The organism is Streptomyces purpurascens, assembly GCF_045040895.1.
In the GTDB taxonomy this organism is placed as follows: Bacteria; Actinomycetota; Actinomycetes; order Streptomycetales; family Streptomycetaceae; genus Streptomyces; species Streptomyces purpurascens.
Window position 1 is genome coordinate 7,577,092 of record NZ_CP108341.1, and the last position, 19,324, is coordinate 7,596,415.

Annotated in this window: 19 protein-coding genes and 4 pseudogenes; 12 read left to right on the forward strand and 11 right to left on the reverse strand. The window is 68.4% G+C overall.

The window, feature by feature from the left end; genetic code table 11:
* Positions 1-110 precede the first annotated feature (110 nt).
* Positions 111-1,052 (reverse strand): SDR family NAD(P)-dependent oxidoreductase, encoded by a 942-nt coding sequence (locus OHU35_RS34460; RefSeq protein WP_189721280.1) that lies wholly within the window; start codon positions 1,050-1,052, stop codon positions 111-113.
* A 250-nt stretch (positions 1,053-1,302) separates the two neighbouring features.
* Positions 1,303-1,719, reverse strand: coding sequence for a DUF4345 domain-containing protein (locus OHU35_RS34465; RefSeq protein ID WP_189721278.1), 417 nt, complete (start codon positions 1,717-1,719; stop codon positions 1,303-1,305).
* Positions 1,720-1,810: 91 nt separating this feature from the next.
* Here OHU35_RS34465 and OHU35_RS34470 point away from each other — a divergent pair, with 91 nt between their 5' ends.
* Entirely contained in the window at positions 1,811-2,440 is a 630-nt protein-coding gene (locus tag OHU35_RS34470; protein WP_405508083.1) for a TetR/AcrR family transcriptional regulator, read from the forward strand.
* 60 nt (positions 2,441-2,500) lie between these two features.
* Positions 2,501-3,295: a DUF1963 domain-containing protein gene (locus OHU35_RS34475; protein WP_229872749.1), complete on the forward strand. Its 795-nt coding sequence runs from the start codon at positions 2,501-2,503 to the stop codon at positions 3,293-3,295.
* Positions 3,296-3,321: 26 nt separating this feature from the next.
* Here OHU35_RS34475 and OHU35_RS34480 read toward each other — a convergent pair whose 3' ends face one another.
* Together OHU35_RS34480 and OHU35_RS34485 are read right to left on the reverse strand one after the other, a co-directional pair.
* On the reverse strand, positions 3,322-3,699 hold the full coding sequence (locus tag OHU35_RS34480; protein ID WP_189721274.1) for a VOC family protein: 378 nt from the start codon (positions 3,697-3,699) through the stop codon (positions 3,322-3,324).
* 757 nt (positions 3,700-4,456) lie between these two features.
* Positions 4,457-4,871, reverse strand: a pseudogene (locus OHU35_RS34485) (GTP-binding protein); the annotation flags it as partial.
* A gap of 171 nt (positions 4,872-5,042) precedes the next feature.
* On the opposite strand from OHU35_RS34485, the gene OHU35_RS34490 reads away from it, so the two are divergent.
* Entirely contained in the window at positions 5,043-5,198 is a 156-nt protein-coding gene (locus OHU35_RS34490; protein ID WP_010059700.1) for a hypothetical protein, read from the forward strand.
* Positions 5,199-5,584: 386 nt separating this feature from the next.
* Here the strand turns inward: OHU35_RS34490 and OHU35_RS34495 are convergent, their stop codons facing one another.
* Both OHU35_RS34495 and OHU35_RS34500 read right to left on the reverse strand, forming a co-directional pair.
* Positions 5,585-6,082: an aldehyde dehydrogenase family protein gene (locus OHU35_RS34495; protein ID WP_189721272.1), complete on the reverse strand. Its 498-nt coding sequence runs from the start codon at positions 6,080-6,082 to the stop codon at positions 5,585-5,587.
* Positions 6,040-6,333 (reverse strand): annotated as a pseudogene (locus OHU35_RS34500) (ATP-binding protein); the annotation flags it as partial. The pseudogene OHU35_RS34500 and the gene OHU35_RS34495, both read right to left, overlap by 43 nt.
* A gap of 331 nt (positions 6,334-6,664) precedes the next feature.
* On the opposite strand from OHU35_RS34500, the gene OHU35_RS34505 reads away from it, so the two are divergent.
* From OHU35_RS34505 to OHU35_RS34530, 6 genes are all read left to right on the forward strand, one after another.
* Entirely contained in the window at positions 6,665-6,793 is a 129-nt protein-coding gene (locus tag OHU35_RS34505) for a hypothetical protein (RefSeq protein ID WP_372498742.1), read from the forward strand.
* Between the two features lie 11 nt (positions 6,794-6,804).
* Positions 6,805-7,092, forward strand: coding sequence for an ATP-binding protein (locus OHU35_RS34510; protein ID WP_372498745.1), 288 nt, complete (start codon positions 6,805-6,807; stop codon positions 7,090-7,092).
* A gap of 655 nt (positions 7,093-7,747) precedes the next feature.
* Positions 7,748-7,951: a cold-shock protein gene (locus tag OHU35_RS34515; RefSeq protein WP_023586116.1), complete on the forward strand. Its 204-nt coding sequence runs from the start codon at positions 7,748-7,750 to the stop codon at positions 7,949-7,951.
* A gap of 338 nt (positions 7,952-8,289) precedes the next feature.
* Complete coding sequence (locus OHU35_RS34520; protein ID WP_405508087.1) at positions 8,290-9,780, forward strand: DEAD/DEAH box helicase; 1,491 nt, start codon at positions 8,290-8,292, stop codon at positions 9,778-9,780.
* A gap of 46 nt (positions 9,781-9,826) precedes the next feature.
* Positions 9,827-10,231: a CBS domain-containing protein gene (locus OHU35_RS34525; RefSeq protein ID WP_405508089.1), complete on the forward strand. Its 405-nt coding sequence runs from the start codon at positions 9,827-9,829 to the stop codon at positions 10,229-10,231.
* A 50-nt stretch (positions 10,232-10,281) separates the two neighbouring features.
* On the forward strand, positions 10,282-10,590 hold the full coding sequence (locus OHU35_RS34530) for an SCO5918 family protein (protein WP_189593233.1): 309 nt from the start codon (positions 10,282-10,284) through the stop codon (positions 10,588-10,590).
* 101 nt (positions 10,591-10,691) lie between these two features.
* On the opposite strand, the pseudogene OHU35_RS34535 reads toward OHU35_RS34530, so the two are convergent.
* Positions 10,692-11,051: pseudogene (locus OHU35_RS34535) on the reverse strand (hypothetical protein).
* 34 nt (positions 11,052-11,085) lie between these two features.
* Positions 11,086-11,477: pseudogene (locus OHU35_RS34540) on the reverse strand (ATP-binding protein).
* Between the two features lie 1,240 nt (positions 11,478-12,717).
* Here OHU35_RS34540 and OHU35_RS34545 point away from each other — a divergent pair.
* Positions 12,718-13,056 carry a MerR family transcriptional regulator gene (locus OHU35_RS34545; protein WP_189721264.1) on the forward strand — a complete coding sequence of 113 codons (339 nt, stop codon included), beginning with the start codon at positions 12,718-12,720 and terminating at the stop codon, positions 13,054-13,056.
* Between the two features lie 244 nt (positions 13,057-13,300).
* Entirely contained in the window at positions 13,301-13,504 is a 204-nt protein-coding gene (locus OHU35_RS34550; protein ID WP_189721262.1) for a cold-shock protein, read from the forward strand.
* 276 nt (positions 13,505-13,780) lie between these two features.
* Here OHU35_RS34550 and OHU35_RS34555 read toward each other — a convergent pair whose 3' ends face one another.
* The gene (locus tag OHU35_RS34555; protein WP_189721260.1) at positions 13,781-14,341 is read right to left on the reverse strand and encodes a hypothetical protein; all 561 of its coding nucleotides are present in this window, start codon (positions 14,339-14,341) and stop codon (positions 13,781-13,783) included.
* A gap of 257 nt (positions 14,342-14,598) precedes the next feature.
* Between OHU35_RS34555 and OHU35_RS34560 the strand changes: the two genes are divergently transcribed.
* Entirely contained in the window at positions 14,599-15,381 is a 783-nt protein-coding gene (locus OHU35_RS34560; RefSeq protein ID WP_372498746.1) for a hemolysin III family protein, read from the forward strand.
* Between the two features lie 297 nt (positions 15,382-15,678).
* On the opposite strand, the gene OHU35_RS34565 is transcribed toward OHU35_RS34560, so the two are convergent.
* The gene (locus tag OHU35_RS34565; RefSeq protein WP_189593230.1) at positions 15,679-17,364 is read right to left on the reverse strand and encodes a ribonuclease J; all 1,686 of its coding nucleotides are present in this window, start codon (positions 17,362-17,364) and stop codon (positions 15,679-15,681) included.
* A 746-nt stretch (positions 17,365-18,110) separates the two neighbouring features.
* Positions 18,111-18,962, reverse strand: coding sequence for a YihY/virulence factor BrkB family protein (locus OHU35_RS34570; protein WP_405508091.1), 852 nt, complete (start codon positions 18,960-18,962; stop codon positions 18,111-18,113).
* Positions 18,963-19,324: the final 362 nt, after the last annotated feature.

Here is a 19,324-nt window from a genome sequence, read left to right on the forward strand (position 1 = left end):
CGGTGGTGAGGGTGAAGGTGGGCACTAACCCTTCGTCGATGCACCCGTGCGGGCCGAGGCCGAAGGGCAGATACCCGGGAGACACACCGCGCCCCGTGGTGCGAACGGAGCTAACCGGTGACGGTGTCGAGGTCGATGCCGGTCAGATCACAGCTCGCGTCCCACAACCGCGCCGCGACGGATGCGTCGGTGAGGTGGTTCCACACCGGTTCACGGCGGGGCTCGCCGCGCAGGCCGAAGACGCGCGGTCCCCACAGTTCGCCGCCACGCACGGCCGGGTCGAGCACCGCCCGGACCGCGGGCCACGCGCCGGCGTGCTTTCCCTGGACGAGGAGTGCCGCAGGTGCCGTGCCGAGCCGTGCGCTGGTGGGTCGCACATGGACCGGCGGCCGTGACGGGGTGAGGGAGTCCAGCGCGCCGCCTGGATGCACCACCACACTCGCCACCGTGCTGCCGGCAGCGCGCAGGCGGCGGTCGAGTTCGGCGCCGAAGTACATCTGTGCCAGCTTGGAGCGTCCGTAGGCGCGCTTGGGCCGGTAGTCCTTCCGGGACTGCAGGTCGTCCAGGTCGAGCCGCTCGGACTTCGCCGCGAAGCTGCCCATGGTCACCACCCGGGCCGCAGGCGCGGTCGACAGCAGCGGCATCAGCCACCAGGTCAACGCGAAGTGCCCGAGGTGGTTCGTGCCGAACATGAGCTCGTGAGCGTCCCCGGTCTCCCTGCGCGGCGGCTTGTCGAGCGCGACCCCGGCGTTGTGCACCACCGCGTCCAGCCGTTCCACCTCCAGCGATTCCACCGCTGCTTCGAGCGACGAGAGATCGGCGAGGTCCAGTTGCACGGCCCGCACCCGCGCGCCGGGGACACGCGTCCGGATCGAGGCCATGGCGGCCTCGGCCTTGGAGGGACTCCGGCTGCCGAGTACGACGGTGGCTCCGGTCGCCGACAACTGCTCCGCGACGAAGTACCCGATACCGGCGTTGCCACCGGTGACCAGAAAGACGCCGTCATCCGCACGCGGCAGCTGATGGACATCCCAGGGCGGAGTGGAGGACATGGACAACACGGCGACGGGGCTCCCTTGTCGTTGAAGGCGCCCGCGGCTGCTCCGTCGGCACCTCGACACCCACGGTTCCAACGGCCGCCGACACATCACCTACGGCTCACCGACATCCCGCCGACACGGTGCGGTCGTCCGGCGGCGTTGTCCCGCCGGCATCTCGGACCCACACGCACGGTCCGCTGCTCGCCGGACGCACCCCGGTTCCAGTGCCGGCACGCCGGCTTGCAATCGAACTCGGGCACGTTCAACGTCCTGCGGGCACGCCCTCCGCATCGCTGTCCGGGGCCGCCCGCTCCTCCGCGTCGGCCAGCCAGAACAAGACCGGCGGCAGACCGAGCTCGATCACCGTCAGCGCGATCTGGAACCACTGCGGCCGGCCGTGCACGGCGAGCGAGAGGAGCCGGCCCACGCCGCCCAGCAGGAAGACGCCGGCCAGCCACCGCACCGCCCGGGCCGGGATCGGACGCTGCCGTGCGGCCCAGAGCCAGGCCAGTCCGTAGCCGGTGAAACTGGCCCCCATGAACCGGCCCCAGCTGTCGACCGTCGGGCCGGCGGAACCGGCGCCCGGGATCGCCGCGTTACCGAGTGCCACATGGAACAGGCCGATCATCACGCAGGCCCAGCCCATCAGTTGGGTGAGGGCGCGCAGAACCCTGGCCATGGTGCCTCCAAAGCCGTCTCGGCAGAGCTTAGTTGACATGTGTCTACTACGATGGATGCGCTAGTAGATGTATGTCAACTAGGCTTCGTCCGTGCCTCCCCGCAAGCGACTCACTCCCGCCGACCGCCGCGCCCAGCTCCTCGCCGTCGGCGCACGGCTCTTCGCCGCGCACCCCTACGCCGACGTGCTGATGGAAGACGTCGCCGAAGAGGCCGGTGTCTCCAGGGCCCTGCTCTACCGTCACTTCCCCAGCAAGCACGCCCTCTTCGCGGCCGTGTACCAGCAGGCGGCGGACCAACTGCTCGTCGAGACGCGGTTCGACCCCGCCGACTCCCTGGTGGAGCAGCTGATCCAGGGGATGGACGTCCATCTCGACTACTTCGTGGCGAACCGCAACGCCGTTCTCGCCGCGAACCGGGTCCTCGCGGGCGACCCGGTGATCCAGACGATCATGACGAACGAGCTGGACGCGCTCCGGGAGCGGCTGCTGGCCGTACTCCCGCTCGCGGACGAGAGCGCGCGCGAGGCCGTGTCGGGCGTCCTGAAGAGCTGGCTGGTCTTCGTCCAGGTCCTCTGCGTCGACTGGCTCACCCACGAGACCTGCACCCGCGTCCAGCTGCGCGACGTCTGCGTCGGCGCGGTCCTCGGCGCCCTCCGGCCGCTGCTCGCCCACGACCCGGCTCCCGACTGGCCGCCGCAAGGACCCGGCGCGGGTGCCTAGGGCTGCCTCGACCATGCCGGTTCCACCGGCTGTGTCAGTGCCTTCCTCTACGGTCTGCCCATGACTCCTGACATGCGGGACCTGTTACGTCCGTTCCGTGACGAGGCGATCGCGCGGGACATACCCGTCGACGACGTAGAGCGGTGGCTGGGCACCGCCCGCCCTTGCGCGGTGCTGACGCGGGACGGGGACCGAGGCGGGGACGGCCCGGTCGTGGGCCGGTTCGGCGGTCCGCTTCTGCTTCCGGCCGATGTCCCGGACCCCGTCCACCCCTTCGTCGCCTCCATCGACCTCGCGGCCCTGCCCGCCGACGCGACGGACCTGCCCCTGCCTCCGGACGGCCGGCTGCTGCTGTTCGCCTTCCCCGAGACCGCCAACGACTACGAGACCATGGGCAGCGTGGTGTACGTCCCCGCCGGCACGGCCGTGACGGAACGGGACAGAAACGCCTGGAACTCCTTCGACTTCGAGGACGAGAAGGCGATGTTCGAGGCGTTCCCCCAGGGCCCGCTGCGGGCGACGGCCGGCGTGTCGCTGCCCTACCACCACGCGGCCGCCCGGGGCGCCATCGCCCCCGCCGGGCCGCTGCAGATCGGGGGATACGCCTGGGAGGAGGCCATCTGCACCGACCCCGTCGCCGATGCCGTGTCCCATGCCGTGAAGGCGGCGGAGGCGGGCCGGTGGGACGGGCGGGTTTCGGGTGACGTCTCGGACTGGGTGCTCCTGGCCGACTGGCAGGCCGGCATGGACGTGGAGGGCTGGGAGAGCGCTTCCGTCCACTGGGTGATCCAACGTGAGGACCTGGTCGCGCGGCGCTTCGACCGTACGTTCACCGATGTCTTCTGGAACCCCTGATGTGTACCTGGGCAGGTGGGCTTGCGTCAGTGCCTGACGAGACAGAACGGGTGACCTGCCGGATCCGCGAAGACTCGCCAACTGCGCCCGGTGTCATCCTCGTCGAGCACCGTGGCACCCAGATCGAGGACGTCTGCCTGAGCCTGGTCCAGATCCTCGACCCTCAGGTCGAGGTGGAACTGCTGGGGCCGGTCCGGATCCGCCCACCGTGGTGGCCGGTGGTCCTCCACCCGCTGGAAGGCCAGCACGAGGCCGTCGTCGGTGTGGAGCGTCGCCCAGTCGTCGCCGAGCGACCACCGCGGATCCGGCTGGTTCACCACGCCACCGAGCAGCGACTGGTAGAACCGGGACAGCTCATCGACATCGGCACAGTCCAACACCACGCACTGCAGCTTGGCGATCATGCAGGCCAAGGATAGAGCTGTACCCCGCACCGGCCTACGGTGCCTCTGTACGATGCACGCGCGTCGTGCCTCACGTACCTGGCCGGCGGACGCGGCGGCCACCGGGCGGCAGTACGTGAAGCCGGGTGTCGAAGATCTTCGCGGAGCCGCCACAAAGTGGGATGGGTTGCATGGGGTTGCGCCCCAGGTACGTGAGAAATCGTGAGACGTGGGAGCGTGAGTCGGGTGAGTGAGAGTACGACCAACACCCTTCAATACCGCTTTGACGGGCCAGAAGACGCACCTGTCCTGATCCTGGGCCCGTCACTCGGTACAACCTGGCACAGGTTGTAGAGACCGTCCAGGTACGTCTATCCCAGTCCAGTGCGGGATGGAATTGCAGGTCAGAGCCTCTTGGTCCGGGAGGGTCTGACCAGTTGGTGATGGCTGTGTGATACGGCGAGACCCCACCGAGGTCCGTCCGGGCGGGATCTCTGCGCGGATCCGTGAGACGGCGAAGCCGCACCGGAGCACTCCGGTGCGGCTTCGCCGTGAGGTCGAACGCGCTGGCGCACAAGACGCGTTCGGCTCCTCACTCAGTCAGGTTCCTGCGTTGCTTGTGGGGACGACGGATTTGCGATCGCATCCGCTGTCAACATTGCAGCCGTGAGACGACGGAACCCCGCGGGAGGCAGGGCGGGGCTGGCGCCAGAAAAGTTTCGTGTCAGGGACCATTGAAGCTCCGCCGTGGCTGCGACCACCGACTGGCCCCGGAGTTTCAGTGCCCCGTCACCGTGGTGAGGGGGTCGTGCTCATGCGCGCATCTCTCGCAGGAGCCGTAGGTGTCCCAGGCAGGGAAAGGGATCGGAAGCGGGCAGAGCTACGCTTTCCTGCATGAGGCAGCCGTTCAGGTCGGCCCGCAGCAGCTCCGCGTCCACCTGGGGCCGATGAAGACGAGTTCCTGCGCATAAGGGCTGGCGGTGTCACGAGCAGAGGAAGGCTCGAAGCGAGCCACCGAACCGGCCTGCGGCCACAGTCCCGTCACCCAGGGCCGGCTGGCTAGGGTGAAGAAGCCCTTGGACCTGAGGACCTGCCTGTAGGCGCTGCTGCCCGGGGTCTCCGTCACCAACGTCCAACCGTCCGGGGTGGAATGACCTTCCGGAGCAAAGGACGGTCGCTGAGATGGCGTACTGAACGAAGTTTCCAAGGAGGGCGTGAACACCGTGTCGCCGGGCACAAGGGCTATTGCACCGAGGTCCTGGCATTCGGAGCTGGTCGGGATCTACCCACCAAGGGACGAACTCAGGCCCTTGTGAAGCTCATACGCACACGCGCCTGAGCCGGAATTGACGATGGGGTTCAAAATGATCATTCTTGGGCTTATTCTGCTGATCATCGGCCTGCTTGTCGGCATGGGTCTGCTGACGACGATCGGTGGCATCCTCATTCTGGTTGGCGCCATCCTGTGGATCCTGGGTGCGACCGGTCGCGCGGTCGGTGGACGCAAGCACTTCTTCTAAAGTCAGGGCGCCTCACCAACTCTCTGCGACGAGCGACGTGTCCATGACTCCCTCCGCGTCGGAAAGTCCACACCGTGAGGAGCTTCTGGACCACTCGAGGCCGGGACGAGGTGAGAGCCCGGCCAGAGAGACAGTTGGGAACCCCGTGGGCGGAGCCATGCGCCGACCCCGCCCTGTCTCGTTGGCGATGAGTTTGCCCTGAGCCGGGCCCTGCCCGCCGGTCGTCGAGCGCAGAGCCTGGCTGCGGGGTGAGGCGGATGCTGCCGCTTTGATACAGGAAGCGATGGGCGTGCTGCATCGGTGCCCAGAGTGCCCACCCGATCAAGCTGAACCCCGTGCAGGAACGCCTGGGGCGCAGGACCGCCTCGGCGAGGAACTGGCGCGGGTCACCGGGGGAGTTTCAACACGGCGAGGACGGGGGCGAAGTGCTCCGTGGTCAGAGCTGGTCCGGGTTCCGCCGGGGCGAGACCTGTGATCAGCACGCGGCCTGCTCCGAGCCGTTCGGCGTCGTCGCCGTACGTGTCGAGGGCGTGGGCGCCCCGGTCGTCGCTGCCGGGGTAGTGCGGGGAGCGGGCGGGTGCGTCGGCCAGCGCGGCTCGCAGGTGGGCCAGGAAGCGGTCCTTCTGCGCCCAGTCGGCATTGACGACGACCGCCTGGCTCGCTACGCAGTTGTAGCCGTTGTGGTGCAGCTTCTGGGTGGCGATGTGCTCGGCCTGGTAGCGCAGGTCCGCCTCGGACCAGCCGCCCGGCAGCACGATCGTGGGGGAGACCCCGCCCAGTTCGCTGGTGGCCGGCTTGTCGAGCAGCGGTGTACCCGCCTTCTTGCGGCCGGCGCCCTCGCATCGGTGGCCGTCGCCACTGGCAGGACGGGATCGCTGTCCCACACGACCACTTCCACGCCGGCGCCGGTGACGCGCAGTTCCATCAGCACGGGGCCGGGGGCGTACTTGCGGGCGTTGGTGACGAGCTCGCTGACCACCAGTTGGGTCAGGTCCATTGCGCGAGCGGACACCGGCAGGCCGTGCTCCGCCTGGACACGGGTGAGGAAGTCCACCGCCCGGTGGCGTGCCTCAGCGATCATGTGCCCGTCACCGTCCAGCGCGACGGTGTCCTGTATCTGAGGGGCGTCCGGCATCACGGTGCCCTCACCCTCGGGGACTGATTCTGCCGGGTCCACCCTCGTTCCCCCTTCACGCGTCCTGCGCGTACCCGGCACTCTGCCTCACATGTCCCGTGAGAACCGGGATGGCTGAGTATCGCCGGCGCCCGGGAATCGGTGCTACGGCTCCTTGAGATCGTCGGCCTGGACAAGGTCATCGGCTGCCATCCCACCGTCGACCAGGCCCTGACCGCCTGACCCGCGCCGTTCCCGACCACCGCGTTTCTACCCGGCTTCCGCGTTTGGGGCATCCCGCCGACGTCACGAAATCGGTGGCCGCATTCTGGAAAAACGTCTGCAGAAGCCCTTGGACGACGATCTGGCACTTCTGGTGACCCAGGTGCGCCGACTTCTCGAAGATGCCACTGCCACCTGGGAGCTGGCCGCCGACCCAGCCTCGTCGCAGGGATACGCCGTCAAGTCGCCGACCGGCTGACCTCCTGGGAGCTGGAACATCTGGTGTTCACCACAGAGCTGATCGTCAGCGAGCTGGTCACCAACGCCATCCGCTACGGCGGTGCCCCAGTGGGCCTGCGGCTGATTCGGGATCAACGTCTGATCTGCGAGGTCTCCGATCCCAGCCAGACGCAGCCGCATCTGCGACGGGCCCGGTGGACGGATGAAGGCGGCCGCGGTCTGGTCCTGGTGGCGCAGCTGACCCATCGCTGGGGCAGCCGCTACACCGTTGCGGGCAAAACCATCTGGACCGAACAACTGTTGGAAGAAGTTCCCTGACCTGTCGGCCCGGTTGTCTCATGTGATGCGGGCGCTTCAGCCGACGGTCACCAGCACACGTCGCACCGTCGGACTGCCTGGCCACTCGGTCGGAGTAGTACACGAAGATGTCCCGTCGGCATACGCGGGAGTGCGAACGGTTCATCAAGCACTCCGAGAGCCTGATCACCCGGGCGGCCATCACCCTCATGACCAGGCGCCTCACCCGCACTGAAGAGGTGGGCTCGCTCATCCGGGACTGGGAACGGCAGCCGCTGCGGCATGGTCGTCCCACAGTCTCGCAGCTGCGTTTCCTGGGCGGCAGCGGCTTTTCCCCAGCCGTCGCGCTGCGTGCCGGTCGGCAACTCTTCCTGAGACATTGAACTCCGGGTGAATCAATATCTGTTCCCGAGGGATCAGATTTTGGGGGGCCGTGCGGCGGGAGTTTTTGCCGCGAGGAGCAGCGTGGAATTATCCAACGCACAAGGGTCGTTCCGGCGTGCTACTGTCGTTCTCAGTTGCAGTTGTGGTTCCCAAAGCTTCAAGTGCCCCCACCAGGCTTCTGCCGGTCGGAGCGCTTTTGTATTTCCGGTCATTTCCGGGCGGGGTAATCATCGCGGCGACACGGCGTCCGCGTGGTGCGGATGCCGATGCACTGCCCCAAAGGAGATATGACATGGCTGCTGGTACCGTGAAGTGGTTCAACGCGGAAAAGGGCTTCGGCTTCATCGAGCAGGACGGTGGCGGCGCCGACGTGTTCGCCCACTACTCGAACATTGCCGCGCAGGGCTTCCGTGAGCTGCTCGAGGGCCAGAAGGTGACCTTCGATATCGCGCAGGGCCAGAAGGGCCCGACGGCCGAGAACATCGTTCCGGCCTGACGCTCACGCACAGACTGCAGCTGGGGCCCGCATCCTTCGGGGTGCGGGCCCCAGCTGCACGCGTATCCCGCAGCGGTTTCACCCGCGGGACGACCCGGAGGAATCCGCAGTACCACCGTAAGCGGTTCCTCCCTCAGGACGCAGGCGCATCCTGAAGCGCTGCACCGCAGCCGGCCCCCGGATCGCAAGGTCCCGATCGCGTCACCCATTTCAGCACCTGTGCCCACGGACGTTTTCGCCGGCCAGATCTGCTTTCTTTTTCCACCGGTCCATACTTGTAATTCTCCGTGCCGTTCATGGGAATTCCTTGATATGTGCCACATCGAGGAAGGTTCCGCATGAACCGCGCGTACACGAATGACCGCCCCGCCCGCACCCGTGACGGCCGTGCCGACGCCGGAAGGGGTGGCAGCGGCCGCTCGCAGGCACCGCGCCGTACCGGCGCCCCCGTCCGCTCCGGCGGTTACGGCCGTCGGCCCGCCGCAGCGCAGGGTGAGTTCGCGCTGCCCAGGACGATCACCCCCGCGCTGCCCGCCGTCGAGGGCTTCGCCGATCTCGACATGCCCGAGCAGCTCCTGGCCGAACTCGGAAGGCAGGGTGTGACCGTACCGTTCCCGATCCAGGGAGCGACGCTGCCGAACTCCCTGGCGGGCCGTGACGTGCTGGGTCGCGGGCGCACCGGCTCCGGCAAGACCCTCGCGTTCGGCCTCGCCCTGCTCGCCCGCACCGCTGGACAGCGTGCCGAGCCCCGTCAGCCCCTGGGGCTGATCCTCGTACCCACGCGTGAGCTGGCGCAGCAGGTGACCGACGCGCTGACCCCGTACGCCCGCTCCGTGCGGCTGCGGCTGGCCACGGTGGTGGGCGGCATGTCGATCGGCAGGCAGACCAGTGCGCTGCGCGGCGGAGCCGAGGTCGTCGTCGCGACCCCGGGGCGGCTCAAGGACCTCATCGACCGTGGCGACTGCAGGCTGAACCACGTGGGCATCACGGTGCTCGACGAGGCCGACCAGATGGCCGACATGGGTTTCATGCCGCAGGTCACCGCGCTGCTCGACCAGGTGCGTCCGGAGGGGCAGCGGATGCTGTTCTCCGCCACCTTGGACCGTAACGTCGACCTGCTGGTGCGCCGCTATCTGACCGACCCCGTCGTGCATTCGGTCGACCCGTCGGCAGGTGCGGTCACGACGATGGAGCACCACGTCCTGCACGTCCACGGCGCCGACAAGCACGCCGCCACGACCGAGATCGCCGCCCGCGACGGCCGCGTGATCATGTTCCTGGACACCAAGCACGCCGTCGACCGGCTGACCCAGGACCTGCTCAACAGCGGGGTACGGGCCGCCGCGCTGCACGGTGGCAAGTCGCAGCCGCAGCGCACCCGCACGCTGGAGCAGTTCAAGACGGGGCACGTCACTGTGCTGGTGGCGACCAACGTCGCGGCGCGCGGCATCCACGTCGACAACCTCGACCTGGTCGTCAACGTCGATCCGCCGACCGACCACAAGGACTACCTCCACCGCGGCGGCCGTACCGCCCGCGCCGGCGAGTCCGGCAGCGTCGTCACCCTGGTCACGCCGAACCAGCGCCGAGGCATGGTCCGCCTCATGTCGGACGCCGGAATCCGGCCGCAGACCACCCAGATCCGCTCGGGCGACGAGGCCCTGAGCCGGATCACCGGCGCCCAGGCCCCGTCCGGCATCCCGGTCGTCATCACCGCACCGGTGGTCGAACGCCCCAAGCGCAGCACCACCTCCCGAGGCCGACGCCGCCCCGCCTCGGCGACTAGGCGCACCCCCGTACGCCAGCCCGGCTTCGGCGCGGCGGCCTAGAACTCTCGTGATCAGGAAGCGTACCCATCTCTGCAGGAGGCACCTTGTGACGCTGGTTCAGACACAGCCCCGCCCGGCGAACGCCGACTCCGCGCACAGGCCGGCGGTGGAGGTCATGGACGCGGCCGGACCGCAGGTCTGTGACGACATGAGCGTCGAGGTGGCGCTGGCCGTCATGGCCGCCGCCCGCACGGTCCGACTCGTCGTCTGTGACCAGGACGGCCAGTGCACCGGCCTGGTCACCCGGACCGAACTCGCCGCCGTCCGAGACAGCTCCGACTACACGGACCGTGTCCGCCTGCGCGACATCCTCGGCGACCACGGCTCGTTCGCCTCACCCGTGACCACGATGGCCGAAGCCGAGCACGCGATGCGCACCCGTCGGCTCGGTGTCCTGCCGGTGGTCGACGAGCAAGGCAGCGCCCTGGGCATCGTCGCCCTTTCCCGCTGAAACACCTCGCCCCTGGCCGGACCGTTCTTTCCTTCCCTCTGTGAGGCCACATGCGCTGCGTCATCGCCCGCTTCCCCTTCGAGCTCACCAAGAGCGGCGTGCTGGAATCGATGAAGGGCATCAAACCCGAACCGGTCACCGGCGAATCGGTGATCATCGGCCGCCGCCACTACCCCGTCAAGCAGGTCGGCCAGGTCATCACCCGCCAGGACCGCCGTGACTTCAGCGCCGCCGAAGTCCTGCGGGCCATGGCTCAGCTCGGCTTCACCTGCCGCGCCGTCCCTGAGGCAGCGCCCCTGGGCATTCTCAGCCCGATGCAGCACGCCTCCGCGATGCTCGGCACCCCTCTCGCGGTCTGACCCCGTAAACAGACACGAGCCGACACCTGACCAGCAGTGTGGGCCCGACCGGTACACCGGTCGGGCCCACACTGCGTGCAGCCGGCTCCCGTCGCCGTCGCTCAGGGGTCGGAACAGCTGAAGGCGCCCACGGTCCAGGCGCTGGCGTCCTCGATCGCAACCCGGTACATCCCGCCCGTCTCCGGGGTTCCCACCGTGCCCTGGAGGATCCGGGCGACATGGAAGTGCAGATGCGTCGGCTGCTCGTCGTCCTTCGCGGGGGCGTCGAAGACGGCGGCGAACTCGCCCAAGCGGGCGGATTCCCTCAGCACATCCGACACCCTCTATCTCCACACCGCTTCGGCAGCCAACCGATCGGTGATGACAGCGCCACCGATGGCCACGCATCTGGTTGCTCTGGCCAGACTCCACCAGGGCGGCACGTCAACCAGCAATTCGTCAGGCGGCGTGAGGCGGACCATATTCGCCGGCCATCCGGCTGCTTGAGCGGTGACGCTACCGAGCAAGGAAGGCGCTCACGGTCTTGCCGCCGGAGGCCCGGCGGGTGACCGCCGTGGCGTGGGCGAGGCGGGTGACCATGGGCCAGCCGAAGCCCCCGGTGCCGCCGTTCAGGTCTGGGGTGCGCATGCGCGGCACATGCCGGCTGGGATCGTGAACGGCAACCTCGATGGTGTTGGGGTGCGCAGTCAGTTCCAGTGTGCAGCGGCCCCCACCGTGGCGCAGGGCATTGGTGACGAGCTCGGACACGGGCAGGACCACGGTGTCCGCCACTCAGGGGCAACGGCCGGCTGCTGCAAACCTTCGAGGAAGGCTCGTGTCGTGTCGCGTGCGTCGGCAATGGCTGTTGTGGAACGCACGGCTGCGGCGCTGGCAGTCACCGTGATCATCAGGGTCACCCTGGTTTCTGAAGAGTCCATGCCTCTGCCCGTGCCTACCCAGCCCCTGTGCCCCACCCCTCCACCCCGCCAACCCCGCAGAGCCACAGTGCTTGCCTGAAGGGGACGGAGGAGCACAGTCGATGCATGGCGGCACCTGCTGCCGTGAGCCCGTGTCTCAGCAGCCCGCGGTCTGCTCGAGTCAGGGGCCGTGCCGGTTCGCCACGAGCTGTTCGATCACCCCGGGATCGTCGAGGGCGGCGCGGGGCCTCCTGCCACGCTCGTCAGCGGCCGACCTGCGGGGGCGTCACGGCTGGAATCTTCGTCCCGGCCGGTGGAGTGGCCCACGAGACGCAGTGTTGGCCGGTGCCCGCCGACGGTAGCCGCAGCGCAGTCGGCGACGTCACGATCAGCCCGACGTGCTACGCGGCTAGGGTCCCTGCGCGCCGGACTGGGCCCCGAAGCTGCCTGAACCATCTATGGACTGGTCGGGACGGACTACCTCATCTTCGAGCACGTGGAAATCTATGCCAGCCAGAGTAGACATTCGTCGGCGGTGTGACTATGGTTTCTCTCGTAGCCGAGATCGAGCAAGGCCCGGCAGAGATGAACTGCCGGGCAGTAGTACGCAGTTGCAGTTGGCAGGACGGTGCGGTGGTGGAGTTCCGAAGCCAGAGCAGGTTGCAGGACGGCGACGGGACTGACGACCGGGCCGGGTGGCCCGCAGTGATCAGGGGTCGCCATGAGCAGTACCGCAGTGGCAGTACCAGTAAGTGAAGGTTCGCAGTACACAGCAGTGAAGTCAGTGAGCAGTACCTCGGTGAAGGCGTCGGCTGCGGGCGCGCGCACCGGGAGGTTCGGCAGTGGGGTTCCAAGCCGTAGCAGACGCAGGACGGGCGACGGGGCTGGCTGCCGAAGGGTGGCGTTGTTTTTCGAGGCCACCAGCAGTTTGCGGTACCAGTAGTTCGCAGTTTCCGTTAGTGAGTAGTTGCTCAAGAGGGAAGAACGGAGGAGCTGAGCGCCATCAGGATCGCCCGGGTGGAAGTCTTGGACCCGGGTACCGCAGGACATCGATAGTGAGGTGGTCTCCGGTCAGGCAACAGCGATCCACGCGCCCCCGACATCTCGGTCGGGTCTGCGGAAACAGAGGGCCGGTGCAGTATCAGGGCCGGCAGATGGTGTAGTAGTTCCTTCGGGGCCCTGGTGCCAGTACGGCGTCAGGGCCCCTCCACGCGTTCCACAGAGAGGTGCAATGACAGCAGACGACACGTTCGGCCGTCTCGACGACGACGATTACCCCGCCTACACCATGGGCCGGGCCGCCGAGATGCTCGGCACCACACAGGGCTTCCTCCGCGCCATCGGCGAAGCCCGCCTCATCACCCCACTCCGCTCCGCAGGCGGCCACCGCCGCTACTCCCGCTATCAACTGCGCATCGCCGCCCGCGCCCGGGAACTCGTCGATCGGGGCACCCCCATCGAGGCCGCCTGCCGGATCGTCATCCTCGAAGACCAGCTCGAGGAAGCCCAGCGCATCAACGCCGAATATCGCCGCGCCGCCGAATCAGCGAACCCGACGGCAGCAGCGTGAGATGAGCGTGTCCGTCAGCCTCGGCGGGCACCGCGCGCACGGTCTCGGTGTGTGGCCTGATCATTTTCTGTGGTGACGCGGTGTGTGGGCGTGTAGCGTCTGCGTCAGCTGTCGTGGTTCGGATTTCCCTCTTGCCCACGCCTATGGTGTGGGCGTTTTGCTGTGCTGTGCCGCAGGGACCAGGGCGATCACCTCCGTCTGCCACAGGGAGTGGGAGACGTTCATCGACTGGAAGGCATAAGACATGGCAACGGGAACTGTGAAGTGGTTCAACGCGGAGAAGGGCTTCGGCTTCATCGCGCAGGACGGCGGCGGCCCGGATGTCTTCGCGCACTACTCCGCGATCAACTCCTCGGGCTTTCGTGAGCTCCAGGAGGGCCAGAGCGTGACGTTCGACGTCACTCAGGGCCAGAAGGGGCCGCAGGCCGAGAACATCAACCTGGTCTGACCTCGCGACCCGCCCGAGAGATCACGCACGCCGCGTCCAGGTGGCCGCCGCCCCTGCGGGCCCTGCCACCCACCCGGACGAAGGCGCCTGCTCTCGTGCCGGGCCGGCAGGATCAGGGGCCGCGCAGCAATGGCTGCGCGGCCCCTGATCTGTGTAAGGGCCCCGGGCCGGTGCGACTTCGGCCCGGAACCTCCCAACCTCAGTCGCTGCAAGCGTCGTCGGGCACGGGAGCCGCATGTCCTGCCCGGCTGCCGTGCAGCTCGAAGGAGCCGACGCTCAGACGCTCGTCCAGGCGTCCAGGAAGGCTTTCCGTCCAGCCGGGTGGTCCGACCTGCGGTCTGCGTGCAGGACGCGCCAGGCGGTGAGCTCGAGATCTCGAAGCCACAGTTCCCCGATGACCTGTGACTTGAGGTCGGGCAGATGGTCGGACTCGACGAGGGCCTGACCGATCACCTCCCCGGCCGCGACGCGCTGGGGCGGGGTCATCTCATCGACGGCCGAGAGGACCTGCCGGGCCAGGGCGGTTCCTTCTCCTGCCAGCGAACGCAGCACCGGGGCCTTGATGTTGACGGGCAGCAGGTACGCGGTGCCCGACGACCTCCACCGGTCCGACCAGAAGCGTTCTCCTGTCTTGGTGGGGGCAGGCAGCGCGGCCAGCAGCCCGAGGAGATGGCCGGTGGCCGCATAGCCATCGGAGTGCGCGGCTGCGACCACCGCAATTCCGGCGACGCGCTCCACATCGAGCTGGGCGGCCTCGAGATGCGGATCCAGGTCCAGTTGGTGATCCAACTGGTCTGCGAGGGCGGTGGATACGTGGGGGCGGACCTCAGGAAGCATCGGCGATCCTGCGCGTAGGCGAGCGGAGATGCCCGTTCGGAAGCCCTGATCGTTCCCATGACCAGCCGTCCTACTCGGCTTCGGCAAGCCCAATCGGCGGCAGCGTCAAGGGGACTGAAGTTCACACGGCGGCGAACCACCCCGGGCCCGGCGACGTCGCTGTGGACCGACCTCCCGTCATGTGTCCGGGCGAGGTTTCCTAGCATGACCGCATGGTTGCCAGCGACACCCAGGAGCCCGGGGGAGGACGAGAAGCTGTGTCCCGCGACGCCGCTGAAGTCGAATGTGGTCACGTCGTGTCAGCGCGTGGAGAGGGCCGTGCAGACGGGCTGCCCGACCCATCACAGGGCCAGGCGGGGGAGGGAGCTCACTCGGTTGCTGCTCTGGTGGAGCGGGTGTCTGACCTGGCCGAGCCGATCAAGCCGAGGTTGCGTGGCTGGCTCCATGCCGGAATGGTCCCCGCCGCACTGATCGCAGGCATCGTGCTCATCTGCCTGGCCCGTACTCCGCAGGCGGTCGTGGCCTGCGCCGTGTACTCGGTCACCGCCTGGCTGCTGTTCGCGACGAGCGCCATCTACCACCGCGGCACCTGGGGACCGCTCGGCGAGGCTCTTCTGCGACGCCTCGACCACGCCAACATCTTCCTGATCATCGCCGGCACCTGCACCCCCCTGGCCGTGATCCTCCTCCCGCCGGATCAGCGGTCCGTGCTGCTGTGGATCGTCTGGACGGGAGCGTTGGCCGGCATCGCGTTCCGGGTCCTGTGGGTCGGAGCCCCGCGCTGGCTGTACACCCCGTGCTACCTGGCCCTGGGGTGGGCACCGGTCAGCTACCTGCCCGACTTCCTGCACACCGGCGGAGCAGCCGTAGTCGTCCTCATCGTGGCCGGCGGTCTCCTCTACAGCGCAGGCGCGGTCGTCTACGCCCTCCAGCGGCCCGACCCCGCACCCCGCTGGTTCGGCTTCCACGAGGTCTTCCATGCGCTGACCGTGCTGGCCTTCACCGCGCACTACACCGCCATCTCCCTCGCCACTTACTGACCCCGCGACAGTGTTCCGGTCCGCCGCTCATCGCCCACGTCGCCGCGTGCTGGACCGCGACGGCCGGGCGGTCGCCGACGCAATCGCCCCGCGCGTGAAAGCCGTCCGCCGTCCGGCCTGCAAGTTGGCTGCTCTCCAGGGGGTGATGCTCCGTAGGAGGTAAGGGGGGAGCGGGGAGGAAGACGATGTGGAGTGCGTTGCCACCCCGGTCTCCTGGGGTGGCTGCTGACTCCCGTGCCCGACCTCGATGCCCGCGGGCCGCGACCGGAACCGGGCGCCGTGCTGCCGGGCCGTGGTTCAGGCGTCGATGATGACGGGGATGACGAGGGGCTTGCGGCGGTGGGTGCGGAACGCCCAGTTCGCCACGGCGCGGGCGAGGAGTTGTTCGAGTTGGCGGGCGTCCCCGACGCCTTCCTCGGCCGCGGTGGCCAGGGTCTTCTCGATGACGGGGACGACCGGCTCGAAGGTGGCGTCGTCGTGGACGAAGCCACGGGCCAGGAAGTCGGGGGCCTCGGCGAGGGCGCCGGTGTCCGCGTCGACGATCGCCACCACCGTGACCACGCCTTCGGCGGCGAGGGTGAGGCGGTCCTTGAGGGACGCTTCGGTGGCGCCGCCGACTTCCATGCCGTCCACGTAGACGTTGCCGGCGGGGACCTTGCCGGTGATGGACGCGCGTCCGTCGACGAGGTCGACGACGACGCCGTCCTCGGCGATGACGACCCGGTCGGGGGCGACGCCGGTACGGATGGCGAGGTCGCCGTTGGCCCGCAGGTGGCGCCATTCGCCATGCACGGGCATGACATTGCGGGGTTTGACGATGTTGTAGCAGTAGACGAGTTCGCCGGCGCTGGCGTGCCCGGAGACGTGCACCTTGGCGTTGCCCTTGTGGACCACGTGGGCGCCCCACCGGGTGAGTCCGTTGATCACCCGGTAGATGGCGTTCTCGTTGCCGGGGATGAGGGAGCTGGCGAGCAGGACGGTGTCGCCCTTGCCGATGCGGATCATGTGGTCGCGGTTGGCCATCCGTGACAGCGCGGCCATCGGTTCGCCCTGGGAGCCGGTGCACACCAGGGTGACTTTGTGGTCGGGGAGCTTCTCCAGCTCCTTGGTGCTCACGACCAGACCGGAGGGGACCTTCAGATAGCCCAGGTCACGGGCGATGCCCATATTGCGGACCATCGACCGGCCGACGAAGGCGACCTTGCGGCCGTGCTCGTGGGCGGCGTCCAGGACCTGCTGGATGCGGTGCACATGGCTGGCGAAGCTGGAGACGATGACCCGGCGCGGCGCGGTGCGCATCACCTGCTCGATCGCCGGGTTCAGCTCACGCTCGGAGGTGGTGAAGCCGGGGACCTCGGCGTTCGTGGAGTCGGTGAGGAACAGGTCCACACCCTCCTCGCCGAGGCGGGCGAAGGCGCGCAGGTCGGTGATGCGGTCGTCGAGAGGGAACTGGTCCATCTTGAAGTCGCCGGTGTGCAGCACCATCCCGGCGCCGGTGCGGATCGCGACCGCGAGGCTGTCCGGAATGGAGTGGTTGACCGCCACGAACTCGCAGTCGAAGGGGCCGAAGCCGCGCCGGTCGCCCTCCCGCACCCGCACCGTGCGCGGCCGGATGCCGTGTTCCTTGAGCTTGGCCTCGATGAAGGCGAGGGTGAGCTTGGAGCCGACGAGGGGGATGTCCCTCCGCTCCCGCAGCAGATAGGGCACGCCGCCGATGTGGTCCTCGTGGCCGTGGGTGAGCACCACGGCCACGATGTCGTCCAGCCGGTCCCGGATCGAGGTGAAGTCCGGCAGGATCACGTCCACGCCGGGCTGGGTCTCCTCGGGGAACAGCACGCCGCAGTCGACGATGAGCAGCTTGCCGGCGTACTCGAAGACGGTCATGTTGCGGCCGATCTCCCCCAGGCCGCCCAAGGCGACGACCCGCAGCCCTCCCTCGGGAAGGGGCGGGGCGGCTTTCAGCTCGGGGTGCGGATGACTCATACCTCGACGGTACCCGGAGAGTGGGACGGCATGATCCATTGCCTGTGTGATCTCTTCTTCCCGACGGAGCGGGGCGTCCGCAGTGGATGCCCCGGGACGATCGGATCACGCCGGCGGACGGCCCGGGCACGCACTCGCAGACGGAGTGCAGCGGCTGGCGTGGGCACCGTTGTACTCCGGTCCTCCGCGGGCCCGGTCAGCCGTCCCCGGTGGTCCGGCTCACCAGTGCGCCGTACGCCAGTCGCAGCGCGTCCGCGCCGGCCAGTGCCGCGAGCGCGCCCGTGGCGGACCGGGTTGCCCGCGGCATCAAGCCCCGAGTCGGTGTGGCAAAGCCTCACAACCTTCCGATCGAAAGATCATTACGAGACAAGCCTTGGCCCAGGTTGATGGAAGGCGGGACGGAAGTCCCCGCACACGCCGCTTCCGGTCCGCACCCGGGACGGCGTCCCGTGCGCCTCGCAGTCTGAACGCCCGTCGGAGGTTGCCTCTTCGGCTACGGCGCAGCAGCGAGGTCCTCAGGGCTGGTCAGGTGCTCTGAAGGCCACCCCTTTCAATGTCGTCCAGGAGCGCAGGCAGGTCTGCGATGGTTACCCCGCCTGCGAGGGGTACTCGCCTCCTGCGGTGCCCTGCCGGTCCAGGCGGCGGACGGCGCGCCGCGCGAGGCCAGAGGCCGCCACTGCCCACGTGGCCGCAGCGAACCGGCCCCAGGGGTACGGGCGGTCAGCCGCAGGTACGAGAAGACCGGCTCATTCCCCGTGCGCAGGCTTCATCAGCTCTGCGTTGAACTGAGCGCCGATCAGGAGAGACAGGTTGGAGAGCCACAGCCAGACCAGGAACACCACGACGCCTGCCAGTGAACCGTACAGACGGTCATAGGTGCTGACCAGGGAGGTGTAGACGGCGAATCCGAGTGAGACGGTCAGCAGGAGCGCCACCGCCAGTGTGCCGCCGGGCGCCATCCTCCGGACAGGGCGGGAGGACGCCGGTCCTGACCGGTACAGGACGAGCACCAAGGTGACGGCTACGGCGGCCACGACCGGCCACCGCAGCGTGTCCCAGGTGGCCTGGGGCCCGGTGCCCAGACTCAGAGCCTGACCCAGACGCCGGGCCATGCCGCCGGTGAGCAACAACGCCAGGGTCGACGTCAGAAGCAGGGAGCTCAGGACGAGTGCGGTGGCGATGATGCGCGGAGCGGTACGCCAGACCGGCCGGTCCGCGCTGATCCGATGCATGGAATACAACGCCCGGCGGAAGACGCTCAGATAGCTGCATCCCGACCACAGGGCTCCCGCCCCTCCGACGAAGATCAGCGTCCATGCCGCCGTCGGCTGGGCGACCATCTGCCGCAGGGTGCTGCGCAGCAGAGCGCGGGACTCGGCCGGGGCCGCCTGCGTCATGCGGTTGATGACCTCCGGCTTGGCCGTGGGCATGGTCAGACCCAGGATCGAGAGGATCACCAGCAGCAACGGGAACAGGGCCAGAACCGCATAGTAGGTCAGCGCAGCGGCCCAGTCCGTGACGTCGTCGTTCCAGACGGCCACCGGCGTCCGGCGCAACGCCACCCACCACCGAGCCGTGTGACCGTCTGCATCATCCATGACGCGGATGCTCTCACTCTTCGTCCTGGGGCCACCATCAAGCTTATGGCGGTCTACGCCTTGCGGTCGTCCACCCGGACCGCGGCGAGATCGATGCGGTCAGCCTCAGCTTCCTGGACCACGGCACCTTCCACCGCCGCGACGTGGCAAGCAACAGACCCCTGAACAATTCCACTCACGGCACCTTCAACAAGTACCACCGCGCCGGTCAACCTCCGCGGGAGGGAGCTGAGTTCACCGGGCTTCGCGACGCCATCGAGCAATACACCGCTGTCTGGTTCCCGGGGGCATGGGCGGCGTCCGCGCCGAACCGCGCCGCCAGCAGGAGCACGCACACGGCTCCCGCCCCGCCAACCGCGCGC